The sequence below is a fragment of the Arthrobacter sp. MYb214 genome (assembly GCF_002979865.1).
Classification (GTDB): Bacteria; Actinomycetota; Actinomycetes; order Actinomycetales; family Micrococcaceae; genus Glutamicibacter.
Map to the genome: position 1 here is coordinate 642,767 of NZ_PCPZ01000001.1, position 21,986 is coordinate 664,752.

A 21,986-nucleotide genomic window follows, 5' to 3' on the forward strand; every position below is an offset into this window, starting at 1 on the left:
ACCTAGGCTTTTCTTTTGGCCATTTCGGTGATCCAGATGGGAGCGAATGGTGAAATGCACCCGGCGGAGGTCGGGTAGTCCGCCAGCACCTGCAAGGTCTCGCCGATGGCCAGGGCACGTCGGCGCAAATGCTCATGCTCGATGCCGATGTGCGCCAGGGTCGTATTCATCGCCCACTGCAGGCGATCCGGTGCGGCGCTCATTCGGGCTTCGATCGTGTCAAGCAGCTGTTCCAGGTCCAGCAGTTCCGGGGCCTTGACTACCTGGTGGGCAGTCAGCTCCCAGCCGGCAGCCAGCTGTACCGGGTCGCTCTGGCTCATGAGCAGCAGGCGGAGCTCCTCGAGCAGCTTGGATTTCTTGACGATGTAGCTCAGGAACCATGCTTGGACCTTGGGAGTGCTGGCGTCTTGGCTCCACACCTGCAGCTGTTCCAAGGTAAAGCTCCGTGGTTTGGCGATCAGCAGCGCGACCAGCCGGGTTGCGGTTTCGCCGGTGGCCCAGAGTTCCTCGGCAAGCTCCTGGTTGCTCTTCAACGACTTGGCCAAGGCGCGGAGCTTGCCTAGATTCACGCCGAAATCATCGCCGTGCTTCTCATTGACCGCGCGGTACTTGGGGTCTTCGAGCTCGGCCAGTGCCTGTTGCACTTGGGCAACTGTGCTCTGGGGTGCCAGTTCCATCTATTTTCCTCTCGCTAGTTAGGCTCAACGGGTTGGCGCAGGATCGTGCGAAGCTTTTCCGGTGCCACCCTACGAGGGTCGCCGAGGTAGATCTCGTGGTGCCTGCCAGTCATGCGCAATCCCTGGCCGGGTATGAATTCGTGGTGCATCGGGGCCAGGATTTCGGCTTCTGCATCGTAGGGGCCAATGTGCAGCGTCTGCACGCATTGGCCTTCAGCAAGCGACTGGAACCGGATGCGCCCAGGGCAAGGCAACGGCTTCTTCGCCTGGGCGGTTTCCAGAGCCGTCGCGTAGTCGTCCTCGTTGATCCACGCCGGGACCATCAGCATCATGGTCCAGCTCCACTGTTCCTTGTCTCTCCGTTCGGTAAAGACCGCCATGTCCTCGGCCCACCACAAGCCTTCCAGCGGCGGGACGACATAGTCCTTGCCCTGCGCCTTGCTCGCGAATTTGAGTTTGTAGGCCACCGGATACAAGGTTTGCAGGGCTTGCTGGTACAAGTTGCTGGTATTCGGGTCACCTGATCCATCGAACATCAGGTAGTGCATCGCTGGCAGCTGCAGGACACGGAACTGCCCGGCCACGGACCGATAGCTGTCCAGCGACTTCTTGAAGTCGATTTTCGCCGTCAATGTCTCCCCTGGAATCTTTCCGCTCAGAACCACTTGCGCCATTTGAATACACCATATAGTGCGACAGCAAATCCCAGCATGAGGCCGGCCGCAATCGGGTAGCCGAAGGTCCAATGCAGTTCTGGCATGTTCTCGAAGTTCATCCCGTAAATCGCTGCAATCAAGGTCGGGGCGAAGAGGATCGCTGCCCAACCGGAAATCTTCTTCATGTCCTCGTTTTGGCGCTGGGCTACGAGGGTGGAATTGACGCTCAAGATCTGCGATAGCGCATCCCGGTATTCCACGGCTTGGGTATGCGCGCGGGTGAGGTGGTCAGTGACATCCTGCAGGTAGGTTTCCAGCTCAGCGGGCACCGGGTACTTCTTGAACCCGTCGTCGAGCGATTGCACGACCTCCAGCAATGACGCGGTCGCATGCTGCATGTCGATCACTTCTTGGCTGAGGCGATAAATGCGTTCGGTGACTGCGGCATCGCCACTGAAGACTTGCCGTTCGATCTGCTCCTTGTCGATCCCCAGGCCGTGGAGCACGGGGGCGTATCCATCAACAATCGCATCAAGTATCCGGTACAGCACTGCTTCGGCGCCCAACCGGAGCAGCTCCGGGTCTTTGAGCAGCACCTGGTCCTTGCGAAGCTTGCCGTTCCTGATTGACTCGACGAATTCCTCGCCGTCTGTACCGTCGATCCACCGGTGGTCCTGGCAGAGCACCGCCACAGCGCCTTTGCGCATCAGGATGTGGAACTCGGACAGCTCGACTTCTTCGGATTCATCGAGGTACAACGCTGAGCGAACTACCAGCAGGAGCACCTCGCCGTAGCGTTCGAGTTTAGGCCGCTGGCGGGCGTGCACGAGGTCTTCGGCCAGCACTGGATGCAGTTCCCACGCCTCGGTGAGATCGTGGATGTCAGCTTCATCTGGTGTGGGATACAAGGACAAAGCAATGCGCTGATCACCAGTCTGGCCGAACGCCAGCGCATCGGCCGCGCTCGTGCCTTCCGGAGCGGATTCCACGTTGCCATCATCAATATAGCGAACAGCCATCGAGGTATGCGACGAATTCTGGGTACCGAAAAATGGTCGGGAATTCGCAGCCCGGCGTTGAACACGTGACATATTGCTCCTGAATGATCTTCGTTCATTCAAGTATCGCAACTCCGGCGAGAATATCGGCGCTGAAACGGTCCTCCGCTTGTCGGCGGCTGAATCTTGCTAGGGGGATCTCAAGGTTCGACGATTTCTACGTCCAGCTCCCCCGCGCGCCACTTCGCTGTCGTTTCATCCGCCAACGCTTCAGCTTCCAATGCCTCTGCGGGAGTCATGAAATACGTATTGATCCGCAATTTCTGTTCCGGATCCAATTCTGGTGAAAGCAATACCATCGGCCTGCTCTCCGGAATCTTCACCGCGTGGAACAACCCGCAATGCCGGGCAGTGTGGTGTATCAGGCAATTCAACCCGGCAGACTTGATATCCGTTCGTCCACCCTTTTCCCACGCGTCCAGATGATCAATTTCGCACCGTTCTACGGGCATGCTGCATCCAGGATAGGAACAGCCCCGGTAGGCGGCTCGGATCGCACGGCGCTGGGACTTCGAATACAGTCGTTGCGTCCGGCCTAAATCGAGGGGCAGGCTCTGGCCATTGAGCACTACCGGATACACTCCGGCATTGCACAGCGCAGTTCTGACTTCACCAGCAGACAAGGACATCCCACTGCTGGTGACCGCGAAGTCTTGTGCTTGCTCTTGCATCTTGTCCCAATTCAGAATGATGCTCACCTGCGGTGCGACCAACCCAGCACGTTGACCCGGCGGGTCACTGGTGCTCGTCCTGTCACTCATCAGCATTGCCATGAATCCAACTAAACGGCGTCGCTCGGGCTTCAAATCCTCCCATGGAGTGACTGCACCATTGGTAGCTGATTCAGTATTACGTTCTTCAGGATCCCCCGGCCGGCAACATTCTTCCTCGTCATCCGAGGTCTCCGAAACTTGTTCGTTGTTGTCTGCCGGCGGACTATCGTCTTCGGTTTCTTCGTCCGCCACCGGATCGTCTTTTGCCCAGTCCGGTTTGGACTCCGCATCGTCCCAACCGGAGTCCTGCTGACCCGTGAATTGAGCCTCGGCGTCTTTCAAGCCGTCCCTGTTCCCGGCCACGGTGGCAGGATTGTCCAGTTGCGCGAAGTAGGCCTCGATATACGCCGCCTGGGAGGGCAACACACGAAGCGTATACTCGATCAGGCCCTGGCGCATGCCCTTCTTGAAGATGCCAATGCGCTCCAGCAGAGCTTTCAGCGGGCGTTTGCCGGCTTTCACCTGAGCCACCAAGTCATTGATGTGCTTACGAGCCGATTTGGGTTCTGAGCGCAGGAAAGCGACTGATTCTGCTTCCAATCGCGCTTTCTCCGCCTGGCCGGTTTCATCGTCGCCGAAATCATTACGTGCCGAATGCAGCTTCAAGGCCGTAGAAGCTACCAATCGCGGGTCCACATTCGGGGCTTCGAATTGCGCGGCTAGCTCCGGGAGCCACGGCTCTACCGGTTGCCCTGCTTGATCGACACCACCTAGCAGGCAGTCGGCTTGGACTAGCCGAGTTCCTGCAGTGCCGCGCGGAATATTCAGCCAGTCGGTCATCATGCCTTTGGCGTCTTTGAAATGGGTGCGCCCGGTAGTGGCATGTCCTTCGGCGGCTTCAAGTTGTTCCAGCGTGGGATCGACACCAGCATCGCTGACCGCTTGGAAGGAGGCCTGATCAAGTTTGTGTGCACCGGTGCGGCGTAGGGCATGAGCTGCGTGGATCTGTGCCCGACTGAGCTTTTGGTTGATTTCCTCGACATACAGCGCGAATATCGCAGCGTGGCCGGCCGGTACGTCGCCGGACAGGATCGAAGTAGCCAAGGCGATTAGCTTGCCCGCCTCGACCAGATTCGATAGTGCTTGTGCCGTCACTGTGCTCATGGGATACAGCATGCCGTGGGCATCGCGGGCACCGGCGGTGGGCAACACGGTTTGTGGAAAACAAAAAATCCTGAAATCTCGGACAAACCGAAATTTCAGGATTTTAATTTGTGGAGGTAAGGGGATTCGAACCCCTGACCTTCTGCATGCCATGCAGACGCGCTACCAACTGCGCCATACCCCCAAAAGGATTGCTGCCCTGATCAGGCAACTCCATAATCATAGATGACTACCTGATCAGGATGCAAATTGAGGGTTACTTCTGGTTTTCAGAAAGTTCCTCAGGCAGCTCGATGACTGGGCAGTCGGCCCACAGGCGTTCGAGCGCGTAGAAGATGCGGTCTTCCTGGTGCTGAACGTGGACGACTACGTCGCCGTAGTCCAGCAGGACCCAGCGTCCCTGGCCGAAGCCTTCACGGCGAATCGGACGCATGCTGTACTCGTCGAGCACCTCAGCGACGATTTCATCGACGATTGCGTTCACCTGAGGTTCTGATCCACCAGAGACAATCAAGAAAGCGTCGGTGACGCCCAAGCGGTCGGCAACGTCCAGCGCGACCATGTTTTCTGCCATCTTCTCGGAAGCCGCGTGCGCGGCAACTTTCACGAGGGCAATTGATTCGGCGTGTGCTCCCATAGAGTGGAGTGTCTCCTTATAGAGGTGTAGATCGAGAACCTAATTGTCCTACGAAAACTAGTTGCCAAGCAACATGATCAAGCCAGCAATCAATGCTGCACCGCCCACGCTGAGGGCGACGATCATCGCGATCAGCATGTTATTGGCGCGGCGGAGGCCGTGCGCCTGCACGTCAAGTGGCTGCAATCCCTGTGCATTGACCGCATCGATGCGTGGCATGTCAACGTCCGGGGCCGGTTGGGCCGTATGGGTTTCAGCCTTCTGATCCGCCGGCGCCTTTGGCGCAGGCTTAGCGGCTGGTTTTGCAACTGGCTTGGCTGCAGGCTTGGCCGGTGCCTTGGCCGCAGGCTTGGCGGGGGCCTTCGCTGCGGGTTTGGGCGCCGGCTTGGCCATAGGCTTCTTGGCTGCTGGTGCCGCTTCGTCCTTCTTGGAGCTGAGCTTGCCGCCGGCGTTGAAGTCCAGCGAAACACTCTGGGTCTTGGGCCCTTGCACGCCGGTTTTGGCGATGCGGTCCTCGACCTCGCGAATGTTGCCCATGGCGCCGGTGAAAGGATCGGAGGCCTTGTCGTCCTTGCCCTGGTTGGCATTCTGGATGCGCAGGCGTTCACGTTCCGCGGCACGGCGGGAAATGATGGCCGCGCGGGCTGCCATTTCACGCTGGTGGGCGAGCACTTCGAGATCGATCTCGGAATCGTCCTCCCCCAGCAGGTTTGGATCGACCGGGGTCTTCGGCGCGTGGGCACGGCGGGCGGCTAGCGCCTGCTCGACGCTCATGACCGTAGTCTCCGGGTCGTCTTCCTTGGGCGCAGGCTTCTTGGCGGCCGGGGCCTTCGGCTCGGCCTTGCCCTGGTCTGCCAGCGCCTGGAGGCGCAGTTGACGGCGGGTCAGCGGCTTAGGTTCCTCCGCGGGGGCGACCGTTGGAATATTAGTGGTCAGCGCGCCGACCTCTTCTTCCAGTCGACGACGCTCGCGCAAGGCCTCGCGGTCACGGGCACGGCGCAACGACGCCCGTTCACCCAGGGACTCTTCGGACTGTGGTGCGCTAGCTGGCTCAGCTGCAGGCTTTGCGCTGGGAGCCTTGGCTGGGGCTCCAGCCGGCTTGGCCGCTTCTGGCTTGGCACCTGCGGTCTTGGCGGCTGGCTTGGCCGGCTGCGGCTTGGCTGGAGCTGGTTTTGCCGGCTCTGGCTTGGGTGCAGGCTTGGCCGGCTGCGGCTTGGCTGGAGCTGGTTTTGCTGGCTCTGCCTTGGGTGCCGGCTTGGCCTTTGGGGTCGCGTCAGATTTCGCTGGCTTCGCCGAATCCTCGGCCTTTTCCGCGCTTTTCGACGCGTGCTCCTTGGCTGCCTGCTCGGCCTTGCTGTTGGCCAGCAAAGCTTCCATCTCAGCACGTCGTTTTTCGCGCAGAGCTCGCCTGCTTGAAACCGGCTGCGAGTTATCGCTCATCCTGATACTTCTCCCGACCGCATAGACAAATACCGTCACCCTTACCTAGAGATTATGCCGTGCTACCCCACCTTATGTGAGGTTACGACTCGGTATACAGCCCATATTTTGCAATGTACTGCACCACACCGTCCGGCACAAGATACCAAACCGGCTTGTCGGCGGCGACACGCTCCCGGCAATCGGTAGAGGAAATTGCCAGTGCCGGAATTTCCAATTGCGAGACATTGTCGCGACCCACATCCGCGATGACATAGCCAGGGCGGCTCACGCCAACGAAGTGGGCGAGGTCGAAGACCTGGTCGATGTCGCGCCAGCTCATGATCTGGCTCATCGCGTCGGCACCGGTAATGAAGAAGAGCTCCGCATCCGGGCGCAAGGCGCGCAGATCGAGCAAGGTGTCACGCGTGTAGGTGGCGCCTTCGCGGTCGACGTCGACCCGGCTTACGGTGAAGCGCGGGTTCGACGCGGTGGCGATCACGGTCATCAGGTAGCGGTGCTCAGCGCTGGTGACCTGGCGATCGGCCTTCTGCCAAGGCTGGCCGGTGGGCACGAAAACGACCTCATCCAGGCCGTACTCGGCGGCTACCTCGCTGGCAGCGACCAAGTGGCCATTGTGGATGGGGTCAAAAGTACCGCCCATCACGCCGAGGCGCAATGGGCGGTCTTGAGGCTTTTGCTCTGCCAAGACTAGTGGCTATGTGGTACGTGAGTCTTGAACTGGCGGTGGGTGTCCTCTGGTTCAGGCTTTGCCTCGTGGCGGTTGCCTACGTTGGTGTAGGAAACGGTAATCAGCAGCAGGACCATCAGTGCTGCGAAGATGCCCCCACCGACGATCACAGCGAAAGTGTGAGGATCCATGCCGGTGGAAGCGGCTTCCGAAGCCAAAATCAGCGCGTTCAAGATAATTCTCCAGTCGTTTTCACGAGTTCGCTAAGCCAGCAACCTGGGCGGCTGGATCAGTAGCTCGAAAAGTAACGGTACGTTTCTTCTACATCGTACCGAAAAGGGCGGTCAGAAACTATTTGCGAATGTGCCCGTCGCCCTGGACGATCCACTTGGTCGTGGTCAGTTCGGCCAGGCCCATCGGGCCGCGAGCGTGCATCTTCTGGGTCGAGATGCCTACTTCTGCGCCCAGGCCCAGCTGCTCGCCGTCGGTGAACCGGGTCGAGGCGTTGACAATCACCGCAGCCGAGTCGATCTCCGCCACGAACTGCTCGGAAGCAGCCAGCGTGGAGGTGATGATCGCCTCGGTATGGCCGGTGGAGTAGGCGCGGATGTGCTCCAGGGCCTGGTCCATGCCATCGACGACCTTCACCGCGATATCCAGGTCCAGGTACTCGTTGCGCCAGTCATCCTCCCCCGCCGGGATGGTCGGCAGCTGCGGAACCAGCGCGGCGGCTCGGTCGTCCGTGTGCAATCTCACGCCGGCTGCGGCTAGGGCCTGCAGCACTGCCGGGGCCACAGCGGCATCCTTGTGGACCAGCAGGGTCTCCACGGTGTTGCAGACGCTGGGGCGGTGGGTTTTCGCGTTGAGCAGGATATCGACGGCCATTTCCTCGTCGGCGCTCGCGTCGAGGAAGATGTGCACATTGCCTTCGCCGGTTTCGATTACCGGGACCTTGGCGGTGGTGACCACGCGCTGGATCAGCTCGCGGCCGCCACGCGGGATGAGCACGTCGATCTTTCCGCGCGCGCCCATCATGGCGTCGGCACCGGCGCGGCCGAATTCGTCGACCGAGATCACGATGTCGCGGGGCAGGGAGACGGACTCCAGCGCGTCGCGGATCACCGCGACCAGCGCCTGGTTGGAGTTCAGCGCCGCCGAACCGCCACGCAGCAGCACCGAGTTGCCGCTCTTGAGCGCCAGGCCGGCGATGTCCACGGTGACGTTCGGACGCGCTTCGTAGATGGTGCCGATGACGCCCAGCGGGACGTTGACCTGGCGCATGCGCAGGCCGTTGGGCAGGGTTTCCCCGCGCACCACGTGACCGACCGGGTCGGGCAGGCCAGCGAGTTCATGCAGCGCAGAAATCAAGCCGTCGATGCGCTTGCCATCGAGCTTCAACCGGTCCAGCAGGGCCTCGGAGGTGCCATTGGCGCGGCCGGCAGCCAGATCCTTTTCGTTGGCGCGCAGGATCATCGCACGGTTCTGGTCGATGCGCGAAGCCATGGCCGCGAGGGCGCGGTCCTTCCAGTCGCGGTTGGCGCGCTTGAGGATCCGTGCGGCGCGGCGTGCACGGTCGGCCAGCTGGTGGACGGAGGTGGTGACGTCGGTGGTCGTTTCTTCGGTGTTTACGGCATCCATACTCATGCTCCTCATTCTAGAAAATGGGTTCGATCAAAGCTAGGTCGTCAACATGCACTACTGATCTGTCGTAACCTTCGCCCAGCTCTTCAACCAGATCCGTGGTGTTGTGTCCGAGCATCTCGGGCAGTTCATGGGAGCTGAAGTTCACCAGCCCGCGAGCAAATGGGGTTCCTTCCGCGTCGCAGATCTCTACGGCGTCGCCAGCCTCGAATTCCCCGCGGACGGCGGTAATGCCGGCTGCCAGCAGCGAGTTGGTTCCCTTTTCGATGGCCTTGACTGCGCCGGCATCCAGGATCAGCTTGCCTTCGATGGAAGCCAGATAGGCCAGCCAGACGTCGCGGGCCGAACGGCGGGAGTTGCGGGCGGCGAACCAGGTGCCTACATCCTGTCCGCGCAGCGCCTTGGCGGCATTGTCGGTGCTGGTCACCAGGGTAGGAATGCCCGCCGAGGAGCTCAGGGTCGCGGCATCGACCTTGGTGATCATGCCGCCGGTGCCGACTCCGGCTGCCCCCGGGGTGCCCAGGTCCACCGCTTCGAGTTCGTCGGGGTGCTCGATGGTAGTGATGCGGCTGCCGCCGTCATCAGGGTGCGCGTCGTAGACCGAGTCCACGTCGGAGAAGAGCAGCAGCGCGTCGGCCTTGACCAGGTGGGCCACCAGCGAGGCGAGGCGGTCGTTGTCGCCGAAGCGGATTTCGCGGGTGGCGACCGCGTCATTTTCGTTCACGATGGGCAGCACGCCCAGGTTCAGCAAGCGAACCAGGGAGCGCAGCGCGTTGGTGTAGGAAGAGCGGCGCATCAGGTCGTCGGCGGTGAGCAGCACCTGGCCTACGCGCTGGTCGTACTCATCGAAAAGCTGGGTGTACTGCGCCAGCAGCAGACCCTGGCCAACGGCCGCCGCGGCCTGCTGGGTGGCAAGGTCCTTGGGACGCTTGGCCAACCCGAGCGGGGCCAGACCGGCGGCAATGGCACCTGAGGATACAAGAATGACCTCGGTACCGTTGTTGACAGTTTCAGCGAGAGTGTCCACCAGGAACTTCAACCGCTCGTGGGATATCCCGCCGCTGACCGTGGTCAGCGAGCTGGATCCAACTTTGACCACTAAGCGCTTGGCTTGAGGCAGTTGGTGGGGCGAGGTAATGGCTGAAATTGTTTTGGTGGCACTTTCACTCATACTTTAATTTTCCTCCTGGGTTGCCTTTGGTTCCGCAGTCTTTCGTCCGTACTTGGAGTCAACCGATTCGGTCCAGACGCCGGCCTTGCGTTCGGCTTCCAGCTCGGCGCGAGCCGATGCCTTGGCCGCCCGGCGCTCTTCGTGCTCGGCACGCTTTTCCTCGCGGGTCTTGCGATCGCCGCGATCCTCGAGGCGGATGTCCTCGCCGCGTCGGCTGCCGCCGAGCAGTTCGGCGCCGGCTGCCATAGTTGGCTCCCAATCGAAGACCACTGCGTTGTCCTCGGCGCCGATGATTACCGCGTCCCCTGGCTTGGCGCCGGCCTTGAACAGCTGGTTTTCGACACCCAGCTTGGCCAGGCGGTCAGCCAGGTAGCCGACAGCTTCATCGTTGCGGAAATCGGTCTGCATAATCCAGCGTTCCGGCTTTTCACCGATAACTCGCCACATTGGCTCAAAGTTCTGCTCCTCGCGGCGGATGGTGAACTCGGCACGCTTGGTGGTACGTGGACGAATCACAGGCACCTCGACTACTGGGGCTTCAACAACCTGTTCAGCGCGTGCCTGCTCTACCAATTCAGCCATAGCGAAGGACAGATCACGCAATCCGTTACGCGAGAGCGCGGAGATCTCGAAGACGCGGTAACCGCGTTTTTCCAACTCAGGGCGCACGAATTCAGCCATGTCGGCACCGTCTGGCATGTCAACCTTATTAAGTGCGATCAGCTTCGGGCGCTCGATCAGCGGCACGATGGTGCCGTCGGTACCGGCGAAGGTGGAGTCGGCTTCGTAGTTGGCCAGCTCTGCTTCGATGATGTCCAGGTCGCTGATTGGGTCGCGGTCCGCTTCCAGCGAGGCGCAGTCCAGCACGTGCACGATGGCGGCACAGCGCTCAACGTGGCGCAGGAACTCGTGGCCCAGCCCCTTGCCTTCGGAGGCTCCAGGGATCAGGCCAGGCACGTCGGCGACAGTGAAGCGGGTTTCGCCTGCTTCGACGACACCCAGGTTAGGCACCAGGGTGGTGAACGGGTAGTCGGCGATCTTCGGGCGTGCCGCGGACACGGCGGCGATCAGCGAGGATTTGCCGGCCGATGGGTAGCCCACCAGCGCGATATCCGCCATGGACTTCAGTTCCAGGACAATATCCTGGCCGGTTCCGGGAATGCCCAGCAACGCGAAGCCCGGGGCCTTGCGCTTGTCCGAGGCGATGGACGCATTGCCCAGGCCGCCCATGCCGCCTATTGCGGCGATGTATTCATCGCCCGGCTTGACCAGGTCGCCGAGGATGTCGCCGTCCTTGGTCTTGATGACGGTGCCGGCAGGTACGCCCAGGACCAGGTCCTCGCCGCTCTTGCCCGGGTGCAGACCGCCCTTGCCCGGCTCGCCGTTGCCGGCCTTGCGGTGCGGCAGGTGGTGGAAGTCCAGCAGCGTGGTGACCTGGGGGTCGACGCGCAGGATGATGTCTCCGCCCTTGCCGCCGTTGCCGCCGTCGGGACCGCCAAGCGGCTTGAATTTCTCACGCTTGATGGACACACAACCGTGGCCACCATTACCTGCGGTGACATGAAGGGTTACGCGATCAACGAATGCAGCCACGGGGCCATCTTCTCCTAGTACGGGGTTGCGAGGGTTACTCGCTTAAAAGTCTAACTATGCACGCAAGGGGCGGACCGAAATCGGCCCACCCCTTGTGTACTAAAAAATTTGCCTGTTGCCTGAATTAGGCAGCAGCCACAATGTTCACCACGCGGCGACCACGACGGGTGCCGAACTCGACTGCGCCAGCAGCCAATGCGAACAGGGTGTCATCCTTGCCACGGCCTACGCCGGCGCCTGGGTGGAAGTGGGTGCCACGCTGGCGAACGATGATTTCGCCTGCCTTGACTTCCTGTCCACCATAGCGCTTTACGCCTAGGTACTGTGCGTTGGAATCGCGACCGTTGCGAGTGGAACTCGCACCTTTCTTATGTGCCATGCCTTTTAGCCTCTTTCGCTACAAAAATGGATTCTACGATTGCCTGAATTAGGCGATCGAGGTGACCTTGACCTTGGTCAGAGCGGCACGGAAGCCCTGGCGCTTCTTGTAACCGGTCTTGTTCTTGTACTTCTGGATTACGATCTTCTCGCCGCGAAGGTTTTCTACAACCTCAGCGGTGACCGTGACCTTAGCCAGATCGGCAGCTGCGGAAGTTACCTTCTCGCCATCTACCAACAGCAAAGCTGGAAGCTCGATGGAGCTGCCTGGGGCAGCCTGAAGACGGTCAACGGTGATGAGGTCTCCAACGGAAACCTTCTCCTGGTGGCCGCCTGCGCGGACAATTGCGTACACCACGTGGGTACTCACTTCTACTCGACGTTTATTGTCTTACCGGCGCAGATATCGACCCGAACACCCACAAAGTGGATGCGATCCCGGGGATCTCATGCGCTTGTGCCTTGACGCCGAGCGGACCAAAAGTCCGTGATCTTGGCGTTTAGCACCGATCAACTAGATTACGCTAGTCCACACCGCTGGAGCAAATACAAACTGCCCCAGCGAGGGAAGCGTGATCAAGTTCATCTATTTCAGTTCGCGTACTGGAACACCCACACCGAGCATTACCGGTTGCCCGGCAGGCTCAGCTGGCTTATCTTTCTGCGAACCGGAGGCATCCATCTGAACTACCGAACCGGTAGCGGCGGATACCTCTGCCACGAGAACCTCTGCAGTCGCATCGCCCTGGACCGAGGTGGCCCGACGACTGCGACGCTTTGGCTTCGTGGAATTCTGTGGGGCTGCCGCGGTGGCGGCAACTGGGACGGAAGCCGCGGGGCTGCTGGACTCAGCAGGCGCGCTGGCAGCAGGCATGGCCAGGCCGGTGAGCACCGGCTGGTCCTGCTGTGCCGCTTCCTGCGGACGCGAAGCACGGCGTGAACGCTTGCGCGGCTGGTCCTCGGACGTCGAGGCGGCAACAGGTTCAGGAGCAGCCTGCTGTTCCTGGTTGGCCTGAGCTTCCTCGTTGCCCGAAGCGTTTTCCTCGGACTGGTTGCGTCCGCGTCCACGGGAGCGTGAACGGCGGCGCGGCTTGCGGCTGCCGTCCTGCTCGTCGCTGGACTCATCCTGGCCCGGCAACGCTGCTTCCAGCGCTTCCAGGGTAACCGAGGCCTCGGTGCCCTGCGCAGACGCCGCGGACTTGGCCACAGGAATCTGTTCGCCCTCGATGCTCACTGCGTTTTCAGCAGCGGCATCCAGGTGCGAAGCGGCGGCAATGCTGGCCAGGGCGTTGCGCGTGGCTTCGTCCTTCTCCCCTGCTGCCGGCTCCTGCTTCTCAACTGGCTTCTGCTCGTCCTTCTCGCCGCCACGACGGCGGCGGGAGTTGCGGCTTGGCTTGTCGTTGAACTTCTTGCTGTGCGCTTCGCCCTGCGAGTTGAAGGTCTTGCGCGATTCAACTGGCTCTTCGTGGGTGATGAAGCCAGCACCTGCACAGTGCTCGCACTCTTCACCGAAGACTTCGAGCAGGCCGGTGCCCATGCGCTTGCGCGTCATCTGGACCAGACCCAGCGAGGTCACTTCAGCAACCTGGTGCTTGGTCCGGTCGCGGCCCAGGCACTCCACCAGGCGGCGCAGCACCAGATCGCGGTTGGATTCCAGGACCATGTCGATGAAGTCGATGACGATGATGCCGCCGATGTCACGCAGGCGCAGCTGGCGGACCACTTCTTCGGCCGCTTCCAGGTTGTTCTTGGTCACGGTCTCTTCGAGGTTGCCGCCCGAACCGGTGAATTTACCGGTGTTCACGTCGATGACGGTCATCGCTTCGGTGCGGTCGATGACCAGCGAACCACCCGAAGGCAGGAAGACCTTGCGGTCCAGCGCCTTGGCGATCTGCTCGTCCACACGGAAGTTGGCGAAGATGTCCTCTTCGGCTTCCCACTTCTCCAGGCGGCCCATCAGATCCGGTGCCACGTACATGACGTAGGCCTCGATGGTGTCCCAGGCGTGGTCACCGGAGACGATCAGCTTGGTGAAGTCCTCGTTGAAGACGTCGCGGACCACCTTGATGGTCAGATCGGGTTCCGAGTACAGCAGTTCCGGAGCCAGGGTCTTGGTGGAGTTGGCCTGCTCTTCGATGCCTTCCCACTGCGCACGCAGCCGGTTGATATCGTTGGTCAGTTCTTCCTCGGAAGCGCCTTCGGCGGCGGTGCGCACGATGACGCCCGCGTTTTCCGGCAGGTGGTCCTTCAGGATCTTCTTCAGGCGCTGGCGTTCGACATCAGGGAGCTTGCGCGAGATGCCGGTCATCGAACCACCTGGCACGTAGACCAGGTAGCGTCCAGGCAGGGAGATCTGGCTGGTCAGCCGGGCGCCCTTGTGGCCTACCGGGTCCTTGGTGACCTGCACCAGGACCGAGTCGCCAGCCTTCAAGGCGTTCTCAATGCGGCGCGGCGCGCCTTCGAGAGCGGCTACGTCCCAGTTCACTTCGCCTGCGTACAGCACGGCGTTGCGGCCGCGGCCGATATCCACGAAAGCAGCTTCCATGGATGGCAGCACATTCTGCACCTTGCCGACGTACACGTTGCCGATCAGCGAATCCTGCTGGGTCTTGGAGACGAAGTGCTCTGCAAGCACTCCATCTTCCAGTACGCCGATCTGGATGCGGTCCTCGCGCTGGCGCACGATCATCTTGCGCTCGACGGATTCGCGGCGGGCCAGGAACTCGGCCTCGGTGATCACCTGGCGGCGGCGACCGGTTTCGCGTGATTCGCGGCGGCGCTGGCGCTTGGCTTCCAATCGGGTGGAACCGCGCACCGAAGCGACCTTGTCGTTGACCGAGCTGTGGCTTTCGATACTGCCACGCGGGGCGCGCACACGGGTAACGGTGTTCGGCGGATCATCCTGCGAGCCGCCCTCAAGTTCCAGATCCACTTCCCCGCGGCGACGGCGGCGGCGGCGGCGCGAAGTCACGTCGTCGGCATCGGCGTCTGCCTCGGGATCTGCGGCAGCTGCGCGGCGAGCAGGTTCCTGCTTCTTCGCAACAGCCTGGGCCAGAACAGCCTGAGCTGTTTCCGGCACGGCGAAAGGATTCAAGATCATGGTGCTGCCGTGTTCGGCCAGCAGCATGCCGGTCTGGTCAACGTCGTTCGCTTCCTCAACCGGTGCAACTTCCTGCTCGGCCGGGGCAGCGATTTCAGCGCTCTGCTCCTGGACGTCTTCCTGCTTGTCCTGGACGTCTTCCTGCTTGGCCGCGGCGACCTCTACGGCCTCGTCATTCGCGGTATTGCGCACTGCCTGCGCCCGGCGTTCGGCCTGGCGGCTGGCCCGCTTGGTGGAATCAGGGGTGGAGATCTGGGTGCGGCGGGTGGCCCGCCAGCGGTATGGGCTTTCCTCGACGCCGGCAGCGGCATTGAGTTCGGCCAAGGTCATGGCGCGACGCAATGGTCGCGCGGGTGTGGTTGAAACACTGGTACGGCGGGCTCGTGTTGAACGGTTGCCCCGCTTATTACCTTGCGTTCCGCCCTTTCGTTGATTTGCTGCGCTCATTTAAATTCGCGTACTCCTACTATGTCCCGCTCGGGCATCCTCCACAGACGGCGCCGTTGCTGAAACTACAATCATCACGTGTCGCTTGGCCTACTTATCTTCCAGTAGTCCGGACACAAAAGCTCGCTATTTTCCGCGGGTTCGACGCTGGTCCAAATTTCTGAACCAGGCGCAAATCCTGCGGATCAACGTGGCCTAAGAAAACCGGCTGCTTTCCTTTGCAGCCCTACGATCCGCGGTATTCCCCCGGGAGGCGCACATATTGGGCACTCAACCGAAGCGATGCATCGCCTGTCGATCTGTTGTTTCAAAAGTCTGTCGTCGGGTTGAAAGCAGACTGTGGATCCGCGAACAACCATTCCCATTCTCTCATATTTCGTTCACGCCTTGTTCATTGCTTCTCACCAGATGCACAGAAATGCTTCCTAGTATGAAAAAGGCCTTGGCGGAATAACCCGCTTTCCTATGAACTTATGGAATAGTCAAAACATGGTTTCATCACAAGAAAATAGCCACGGCTCGGGCGTGTTGCCCTGGTGGGCTAAGGAACGCGGCTTCGGGCTGTTCATCATCGTTACGGGATTGATCTCTTGGCTCGCCGCCGGAATCCTGGTCCTGGAACGCTTGGAGTTGTACAAGAACCCCGACTACATCACCAGTTGCGACGTCAATCCCTGGATCTCCTGTGGCACCGTGATGAAATCCGAGCAGGCAGGAATTTTCGGATTCCCCAATCCCTTCTTCGGGATCGTTTGCTTCGCTGTTGTTATCGCCATCGGCTTCGCCCTGCTGGCCGGCGCAACAAACCTGAAGCGCTGGTTCTGGCTGTGCTTCCAGCTGGGCATCACCGCCGCTATGGGCTTGGTGATCTGGTTCTGGTCCCAGGCCCTGTATGAAATCAACGCCCTGTGCCCTTACTGCATGGTCGTGTGGGCCATGACGATTCCCTTGTTCGTGTTCACGACCGCACGCAATGTGCTTACCGGCGTGATTTCTGCTGGAGTCGGCGTGAAGAAGTTCTTCGCCGAGTGGAGCTGGATCATTACCGCCGTCATCTGGGCGCTCGTTGCCGCATCGGTCGTCCTGCGTTTCCCGCTCGCCTTCTTCGGCTAGAGCCCGGCTTCCATGCCCACCTGCGGGGCCGCTACTTCGGTAGCGGCCCCGCAGTGCTGTTCCTGGCGCTCCCCCACCCCGCCGCCAACCAGGTCGGCCGGCCTTGTGCCGCTGCTTGTTGCACCCCGGCGCGCCACCGGCGCCAAGACATCCCGCTTCGGCCTTCGATCCGCGTCAAAACGGCCATCGGCAAGGCCGGGAAGGGTTCGCCGTCAACGATCTTCCGGATACTGCCCAGCTAGACCCGGTAGATTAGAAGCATGGCAAGTGACATATGGAACACAGAAAATGCCCAGGACTACGGAATCAACCTGCTGATTTCCGAACACCTTCGGCTCCGTGAACTACAAGAGGAAGATCTTGCGTTCCTCACCCAATGGTGGAATAGCCCAGAATTCATGGCCCTGCAGGGCAACCTGGTACTTCCCCACCCGATCACCGAAGCCGCAGAACTCTTCAAATCGCGCAGCGTCAACCGTGGCACTACCGACGGCGTGGGACTTTCCATCACGCTTCCCGATGACACGCTGATCGGGCACACCGCTTTGTACGACTACAACGCGCCGGCCCGTTCGGCCGAATTGATGATCATGATCGGTGGTTCAAATGTGGGCCAAGGCTATGGCACCTTGGCCACCAAGATGATCATCGACTACGGCTTCCGCGAGATGGGCTTGAACCGCATCGGCTTGAACGCCTGGGCGTACAACGAGCGCGCACTGCGCACCTTCAACCGCGCAGGATTCCGCGAAGAGGGCCGAGTGCGCCAGGCTGGATTCCACGATGGGTCGTTCCACGACAAGATCATCATGGGCCTGCTGGCCAAGGAGTACTTCAACGCCAGGTAATCCGCACAGGCAGAGAACGAGACCTCAACAGAGCTGGGGCCGCGCACTGCGCGGCCCCAGCTCTGCTGCGTCAGTTCACTTCTGGACCAGACCCGCATAATCGGTCTGATAGCCCGTTACAGGCTGGTGAGGGATTTCTTCCCAGCGTTCTGGATCTTCTTGCTGGACTTCGCCCGATGCCATTCCGAGCAGCAATTCCTTGAGCGCAAGAACATTTTGGCGAATCAACTTGCCGCGGGACTTCTGCCCGAGGCTTCCGTCACTGCTATTTCCACTGGTTTCAAAGAAGACCACCGGGTTTCGATGCCCGTCGGCATTGAGCCCCCGGTAGTTCAAGCCCAGCATCATTGCAGAGACGACGCCGCAGGAATGCCGGGGAAATCAGCCCGTGGGTGCACGAATCGATGCATTCGGGCACGAAAACGGGTTAGTGGCCAGTGTGAACGCCAAAAAATCAGCATTTCGGTGTTGCCTTGGGACCTTGTCAAGTCGTTAGCCTATTGTTAGAGCTATCAGAACCAGCTACAAGGAGCGACTATGGCTTTTTTCCGTAAGGTCAGGCCCGCCGCGTTGTTGAAAAAGCAACCTCAGGACGACAAGCCGACACCTGCCGAGCACCACCGTGTTCCGGCCAGGGACGCCAAACCAGATTTCACGGTCACCAGCCTGTGGACCGACTTGCTAGGACGCCTAGGCATTCGAAGCGCCCAGCTGCTGGTAGTTGGCGCGCTGGCAACATTCCTCATCATCGGCATGCTCCGCTTGACCATGATCGTGATCCCGACGTTGCTGGCCGTCATCATTTCCTGTGCGTTGTGGCCCCTGGTGGTCAAGCTGCGCAAGTTTGTTTCCCCGATGCTGGCAGCATGGATCGTTTTTCTCGGATCCCTATTGGTCCTCGGAGGCATTGGCACCGGCCTGGTCTTCTCGGTCATCAAGGAATGGCCAAAGCTCGTTGACCAAGCTGTTGAGGGCTTCAACCAGCTCAATGACATGGTTCAGGGCTTCATCGGCACGATGCCTTTCAGCGTCGACCAGAGCCAGATCGATAATGTTGTCGAAACGGTAACCGGCTTCTTGACCAGTTCCCAGTTCGGCACCGGCGCTTTGAACACGCTGAGCGCAGCAGGCAGCTTCGTGACCGGCCTGGTCCTGCTGCTGGTGATCCTGTTCTTCTTCCTGAAGGACGGCGACAAGATCTGGGCCTTTGCCGTGTCGTGGACTCCACGCCACTACCGCAACAAGTGGATTCTTTCCGGCGACCGCGCGCTGCGCACCTTCGGCGGCTACATCCGCGGTACTGCCACCGTGGCCGCGGTGGATGCTTTGGGCATCACCGCGACGCTGCTGATCGTGCAGGTTCCATTGGCCATCCCGCTAGGCGTCATTGTCTTCCTCGGTTCCTTCGTGCCGATGGTAGGTGCCACCGTTGCCGGCATCCTGGCCACGCTGATTGCATTGGTTACCAACGGACCTGTGGTGGCGCTGATCGTGCTGGCTGCGGTGATCCTGGTGAACCAGCTGGAGGGCAACTTCCTGCAGCCGGTCGTCATGGCCAACGCCCTGAGCCTGCATGCACTGGTCGTGCTGATGGCACTGACCGCAGGCACCGTCCTGGCAGGCATCGTTGGCGCCGTCCTGGCGGTGCCACTGGTGGCCGCTTCATGGGCGGTGATCAAGGTATGGACCGGGCGCGACAAATCCGATGCGGTGGCTGAAGCCAGCGAGGACATCAAGTCTGAAGTCGAGATCAGCGAAGAGCAAGCGGCTTTCGACAAACTCGAAGCGAAGGAACAGCACCAGGAATCCCTCAAGGATTCCGAGTAGCTGTTGCGGCTGGGGCGCTCCTGCACGTCAGGGGCGCCCTTCCTTTTGCCACTTAAATGCTCTTGATCGAATTATTTCCAATTAATTCTCAAAGAGTTCATGCCCTCATCCAGCCCCGGCTTCCCGGGGTTTTCGCGCTGGGGACAAGACCGGTGGACCCGATCCCGCGTTGCCGTGGATGTGGTTTGTGTGTTTAATGTGACTGAAGTGATGGAAGTGGAGCGACGCGGGATGCGCAATCGCCTTGAGAAGTTTTGCTGCATGTCTTCGTTTTCCCCAACAGGGAAAACCCGCGCCACGCTTCGCCCGCAATCAATGTGCTAACGCGCACTGAAGACTGGGAGGTATCCACGTGCTGGAATTCAGCAATGACGGAGCAGATAAGTATCTTTCGCACATAGTCGGCCCTATCACCGACCACCACCAGGTGGTCAGGATCGGCGCTGCAGAGCAGCTGCCGCTGGACTCGACCGCACAGGCGCTCGGAAGTTCGGTGCAGCAGGCAGCTAGCCCGCAAGGAGCTATGCTCGCCCAGGACAGTTTGGATGACTGGTTCTAGGACCCGCTTCCAGGCATGAAAAATCCCGGCAGTTTCCAACTGCCGGGATTTTCGCGTTTCGATCTACTTGCCGAACCAGATGCCGATCTCGCGCTCGGCGGACTCGACGGAGTCCGAACCGTGGACCAGGTTCTGCTGGACCTTCAGGCCCCAGTCGCGGCCGAAGTCGCCACGGATGGTGCCTGGAGCCGCGGTGGTCGGGTCGGTGGTGCCAGCCAGCGAACGGAAGCCGGGGATAACGCCCTGGCCTTCAGCCACGATCGCCACCACCGGACCGGAGAGCATGAACTCAACCAGCGGCTCGTAGAATGGCTTGCCTTCGTGCTCTGCATAGTGCTCGGCGAGCAGCTCGCGAGTAGCTTCCAGCTGCTGCAGCTTGGCAATGGTGTAGCCCTTGGCTTCAATGCGGCCAAGGATCTGTCCGGTCAGACCGCGCTTGACGCCATCTGGCTTGACCAGGATCAGGGTACGTTCAGTCATGTGACTACCTCTTCGTATCGTTGATGTACTTCTTAGGTTCTCAGGCTTGCTCGGGGTTCGCTTTTTCCCAGGCTTCTTGGGCGGCGGCGCGGCGCTTGTTCACTGCGTCGATTTCGCCGCCCTTGTTCAGCGCATACCACCAGCACAGGGCGAAGGCCGCTGCGAGGTAGAACATGTCCGGCAGGATGAAGCCGCACAGGAAGAACACTACCTGCAGGATCCAGCCGATGATGTAGCCGATCTTCTTGCCCAGCAGGGCGCAGTTGAAGATGCACAGCAGCGCCACGGCAGCGCCGAGGCTGAGCACGACCACCGGTTCTCCGCCACGCTTGAGCCCGAAGGCCGCGAGGGTGACGAACACCGCCAGCAGCGCCTCGCAGACCAGCACTGTTGATGCGAACATCATTTTCGTGGAGCGCTGCTTCTTCTTCATCCCAGGACGCCACTCGCGCTGGGCACGGGTGAGTTTAGCCATCAGGATTCGCCTCCCTTGAGCAACAGTGAAATCTCGCCCACCAGTGTAATCGAACCGGTCACCAGCACGCCGCCGGACAAGTCGTTGCCTGCCTCGGCGCGGCCCACCGACCATTCGATGGCATCTTCCAGGTCCTCGGTGACGTGGATGTCCTCTTCCGGCCAGCCAGCGTCGATCGCCATGGTGGACAGTTCGCCGGCCGGGATGGCCCGCGGCGAGGACGACTGGGTGATGCAAATGTCCTCAACCATGTCACCGTACTGCTCGCGCATGGTGTAAAGCATTGCTTCGGCGTCCTTCTCCTGCAAGATGCCAACCATCAGCACCAGGCGGGTGAAGCCGAAGGATTCCTTGATCGCCTCTGCGGTGACGCGTATGCCATCCGGGTTGTGGCCGGCATCCACCAGGATGCTCGGTGCCGCGCGGACCAGTTCCAGGCGGCCCGGGCTGGTGGCGGCCGCGAAGCCGTCGCGGACCAGATCGGCATTCAGCTCGCGCTGGCCGCCGCCCAGGAAGGCCTCCACCGCAGCCAAGGCCACGGTGGCGTTCTGCGCCTGGTGGGCACCGAACAATGGCAGGAAGATCTCGTCGTAGCGCGCCGCTTGGCCCTGGATGGACAGCAGCTGCCCACCCACGCCATGCTGGCGTTCCAGGAGCTTGAAGTCCAGGCTGTCGAAAGCTGCCGGCACCTCAAGCTCGCGGGCGCGAGCCAGCAGCACGTCGGCGGCATCCACCGGTTGCACCGAAGAGACCAGGTAGCCGCCGGGCTTGAGGATGCCGACCTTTTCTTCGGCAATCTCGCCCGGGGTATCCCCCAGCAGATCGGTGTGGTCCAAGGAGATCGGGGTGATCACCGAAACGTCGGCATCTGCCACGTTGGTGGCGTCGGTGATGCCGCCCAGGCCGACTTCGAGCACCACGACATCCACCGGAACCTCGGCGAAAACCGCGAAGGCCAGGATGGTGACAGCTTCGAAGTAGGTCAGCTTGTTTTCGCCGCGCTCGACGAGCTCGGTGTCCACGATCTGAAGGAACGGGCTGATTTCATCCCACACGCGCACGAAGGTCCCGTCGTCTACCGGGGCACCGTCAATGGCGATGCGCTCGGTGACCGAGATCAGGTGCGGCGAGGAGTAGCGGCCGGTGCGCAAGTCGTGCGCCATCAAGAGCGACTCAATCATGCGTGCGGTCGAGGTCTTGCCGTTGGTGCCGGTGATGTGGATGACCGGGCAAGCCTTGTTCGGCTCGCCGAGGATCTCCATCGCGCGGAACATCGGATCCATGCGCGGTTCCATCTTGTTTTCCGGCGCACGGGAGAGCAGTTGCGCGTAGACGCGGT

General features: G+C 60.9%; 22 protein-coding genes and 1 tRNA gene. 4 read left to right on the forward strand and 19 right to left on the reverse strand.

Features of this window, described 5'->3' with window-relative positions:
* Nucleotides 1-2 precede the first annotated feature (2 nt).
* From CQ012_RS02960 to CQ012_RS03030, 15 genes are all read right to left on the reverse strand, one after another.
* Nucleotides 3-677, reverse strand: coding sequence for a DNA alkylation repair protein (locus CQ012_RS02960; RefSeq protein WP_105661418.1), 675 nt, complete (start codon nt 675-677; stop codon nt 3-5).
* Between the two features lie 14 nt (nt 678-691).
* Nucleotides 692-1,351: a GyrI-like domain-containing protein gene (locus CQ012_RS02965; protein WP_105661419.1), complete on the reverse strand. Its 660-nt coding sequence runs from the start codon at nt 1,349-1,351 to the stop codon at nt 692-694.
* A complete protein-coding gene (locus CQ012_RS02970) occupies nt 1,333-2,352 on the reverse strand; it encodes a magnesium and cobalt transport protein CorA (protein ID WP_353616140.1) in 1,020 nt (339 codons plus the stop codon). The genes CQ012_RS02965 and CQ012_RS02970 overlap by 19 nt, the downstream gene beginning before the upstream one ends.
* A gap of 179 nt (nt 2,353-2,531) precedes the next feature.
* A complete protein-coding gene (locus tag CQ012_RS02975) occupies nt 2,532-4,268 on the reverse strand; it encodes an HNH endonuclease signature motif containing protein (protein ID WP_105661571.1) in 1,737 nt (578 codons plus the stop codon).
* Between the two features lie 111 nt (nt 4,269-4,379).
* Nucleotides 4,380-4,452: transfer RNA gene (locus tag CQ012_RS02980), tRNA-Ala, on the reverse strand.
* A 72-nt stretch (nt 4,453-4,524) separates the two neighbouring features.
* Entirely contained in the window at nt 4,525-4,905 is a 381-nt protein-coding gene (rsfS, locus tag CQ012_RS02985; RefSeq protein WP_105658500.1) for a ribosome silencing factor, read from the reverse strand.
* A gap of 57 nt (nt 4,906-4,962) precedes the next feature.
* Complete coding sequence (locus CQ012_RS02990; protein ID WP_146112903.1) at nt 4,963-6,345, reverse strand: hypothetical protein; 1,383 nt, start codon at nt 6,343-6,345, stop codon at nt 4,963-4,965.
* Between the two features lie 82 nt (nt 6,346-6,427).
* Nucleotides 6,428-7,033, reverse strand: coding sequence for a nicotinate-nucleotide adenylyltransferase (nadD, locus tag CQ012_RS02995; protein ID WP_105658499.1), 606 nt, complete (start codon nt 7,031-7,033; stop codon nt 6,428-6,430).
* A gap of 2 nt (nt 7,034-7,035) precedes the next feature.
* Nucleotides 7,036-7,248 carry a hypothetical protein gene (locus CQ012_RS03000; RefSeq protein WP_105658498.1) on the reverse strand — a complete coding sequence of 71 codons (213 nt, stop codon included), beginning with the start codon at nt 7,246-7,248 and terminating at the stop codon, nt 7,036-7,038.
* 118 nt (nt 7,249-7,366) lie between these two features.
* On the reverse strand, nt 7,367-8,653 hold the full coding sequence (locus CQ012_RS03005) for a glutamate-5-semialdehyde dehydrogenase (RefSeq protein ID WP_105661422.1): 1,287 nt from the start codon (nt 8,651-8,653) through the stop codon (nt 7,367-7,369).
* Nucleotides 8,654-8,669: 16 nt separating this feature from the next.
* Entirely contained in the window at nt 8,670-9,827 is a 1,158-nt protein-coding gene (gene proB / locus CQ012_RS03010; RefSeq protein ID WP_105658496.1) for a glutamate 5-kinase, read from the reverse strand.
* A gap of 3 nt (nt 9,828-9,830) precedes the next feature.
* Nucleotides 9,831-11,420, reverse strand: coding sequence for a GTPase ObgE (gene obgE, locus CQ012_RS03015; protein ID WP_105658495.1), 1,590 nt, complete (start codon nt 11,418-11,420; stop codon nt 9,831-9,833).
* Between the two features lie 124 nt (nt 11,421-11,544).
* On the reverse strand, nt 11,545-11,799 hold the full coding sequence (gene rpmA / locus CQ012_RS03020; protein WP_013349162.1) for a 50S ribosomal protein L27: 255 nt from the start codon (nt 11,797-11,799) through the stop codon (nt 11,545-11,547).
* Nucleotides 11,800-11,847: 48 nt separating this feature from the next.
* The gene (gene rplU / locus CQ012_RS03025; protein WP_013349163.1) at nt 11,848-12,156 is read right to left on the reverse strand and encodes a 50S ribosomal protein L21; all 309 of its coding nucleotides are present in this window, start codon (nt 12,154-12,156) and stop codon (nt 11,848-11,850) included.
* Nucleotides 12,157-12,384: 228 nt separating this feature from the next.
* Nucleotides 12,385-15,228 (reverse strand): Rne/Rng family ribonuclease, encoded by a 2,844-nt coding sequence (locus tag CQ012_RS03030; RefSeq protein ID WP_105661423.1) that lies wholly within the window; start codon nt 15,226-15,228, stop codon nt 12,385-12,387.
* Between the two features lie 606 nt (nt 15,229-15,834).
* On the opposite strand from CQ012_RS03030, the gene CQ012_RS03035 reads away from it, so the two are divergent.
* Together CQ012_RS03035 and CQ012_RS03040 are read left to right on the forward strand one after the other, a co-directional pair.
* Nucleotides 15,835-16,458 (forward strand): vitamin K epoxide reductase family protein, encoded by a 624-nt coding sequence (locus tag CQ012_RS03035; protein ID WP_105661424.1) that lies wholly within the window; start codon nt 15,835-15,837, stop codon nt 16,456-16,458.
* A 260-nt stretch (nt 16,459-16,718) separates the two neighbouring features.
* A complete protein-coding gene (locus CQ012_RS03040; RefSeq protein WP_105658492.1) occupies nt 16,719-17,306 on the forward strand; it encodes a GNAT family N-acetyltransferase in 588 nt (195 codons plus the stop codon).
* 75 nt (nt 17,307-17,381) lie between these two features.
* Here CQ012_RS03040 and CQ012_RS03045 read toward each other — a convergent pair whose 3' ends face one another.
* Complete coding sequence (locus tag CQ012_RS03045) at nt 17,382-17,654, reverse strand: hypothetical protein (protein ID WP_286134567.1); 273 nt, start codon at nt 17,652-17,654, stop codon at nt 17,382-17,384.
* Nucleotides 17,655-17,843: 189 nt separating this feature from the next.
* Here CQ012_RS03045 and CQ012_RS03050 point away from each other — a divergent pair, with 189 nt between their 5' ends.
* Nucleotides 17,844-19,133, forward strand: coding sequence for an AI-2E family transporter (locus CQ012_RS03050; protein ID WP_105658490.1), 1,290 nt, complete (start codon nt 17,844-17,846; stop codon nt 19,131-19,133).
* A gap of 352 nt (nt 19,134-19,485) precedes the next feature.
* Complete coding sequence (locus CQ012_RS03055) at nt 19,486-19,692, forward strand: hypothetical protein (protein WP_105661425.1); 207 nt, start codon at nt 19,486-19,488, stop codon at nt 19,690-19,692.
* 63 nt (nt 19,693-19,755) lie between these two features.
* Here CQ012_RS03055 and ndk read toward each other — a convergent pair whose 3' ends face one another.
* From ndk to CQ012_RS03070, 3 genes are read right to left on the reverse strand one after another with little or no spacing between them, the layout of a single operon-like run.
* On the reverse strand, nt 19,756-20,172 hold the full coding sequence (ndk, locus tag CQ012_RS03060; RefSeq protein WP_105658488.1) for a nucleoside-diphosphate kinase: 417 nt from the start codon (nt 20,170-20,172) through the stop codon (nt 19,756-19,758).
* A gap of 40 nt (nt 20,173-20,212) precedes the next feature.
* Nucleotides 20,213-20,647: a DUF4233 domain-containing protein gene (locus CQ012_RS03065; RefSeq protein ID WP_105658487.1), complete on the reverse strand. Its 435-nt coding sequence runs from the start codon at nt 20,645-20,647 to the stop codon at nt 20,213-20,215.
* The gene (locus CQ012_RS03070) at nt 20,647-21,942 is read right to left on the reverse strand and encodes a bifunctional folylpolyglutamate synthase/dihydrofolate synthase (RefSeq protein ID WP_388022955.1); all 1,296 of its coding nucleotides are present in this window, start codon (nt 21,940-21,942) and stop codon (nt 20,647-20,649) included. The genes CQ012_RS03065 and CQ012_RS03070 overlap by 1 nt, the downstream gene beginning before the upstream one ends.
* Between the last annotated feature and the right edge of the window lie 44 nt (nt 21,943-21,986).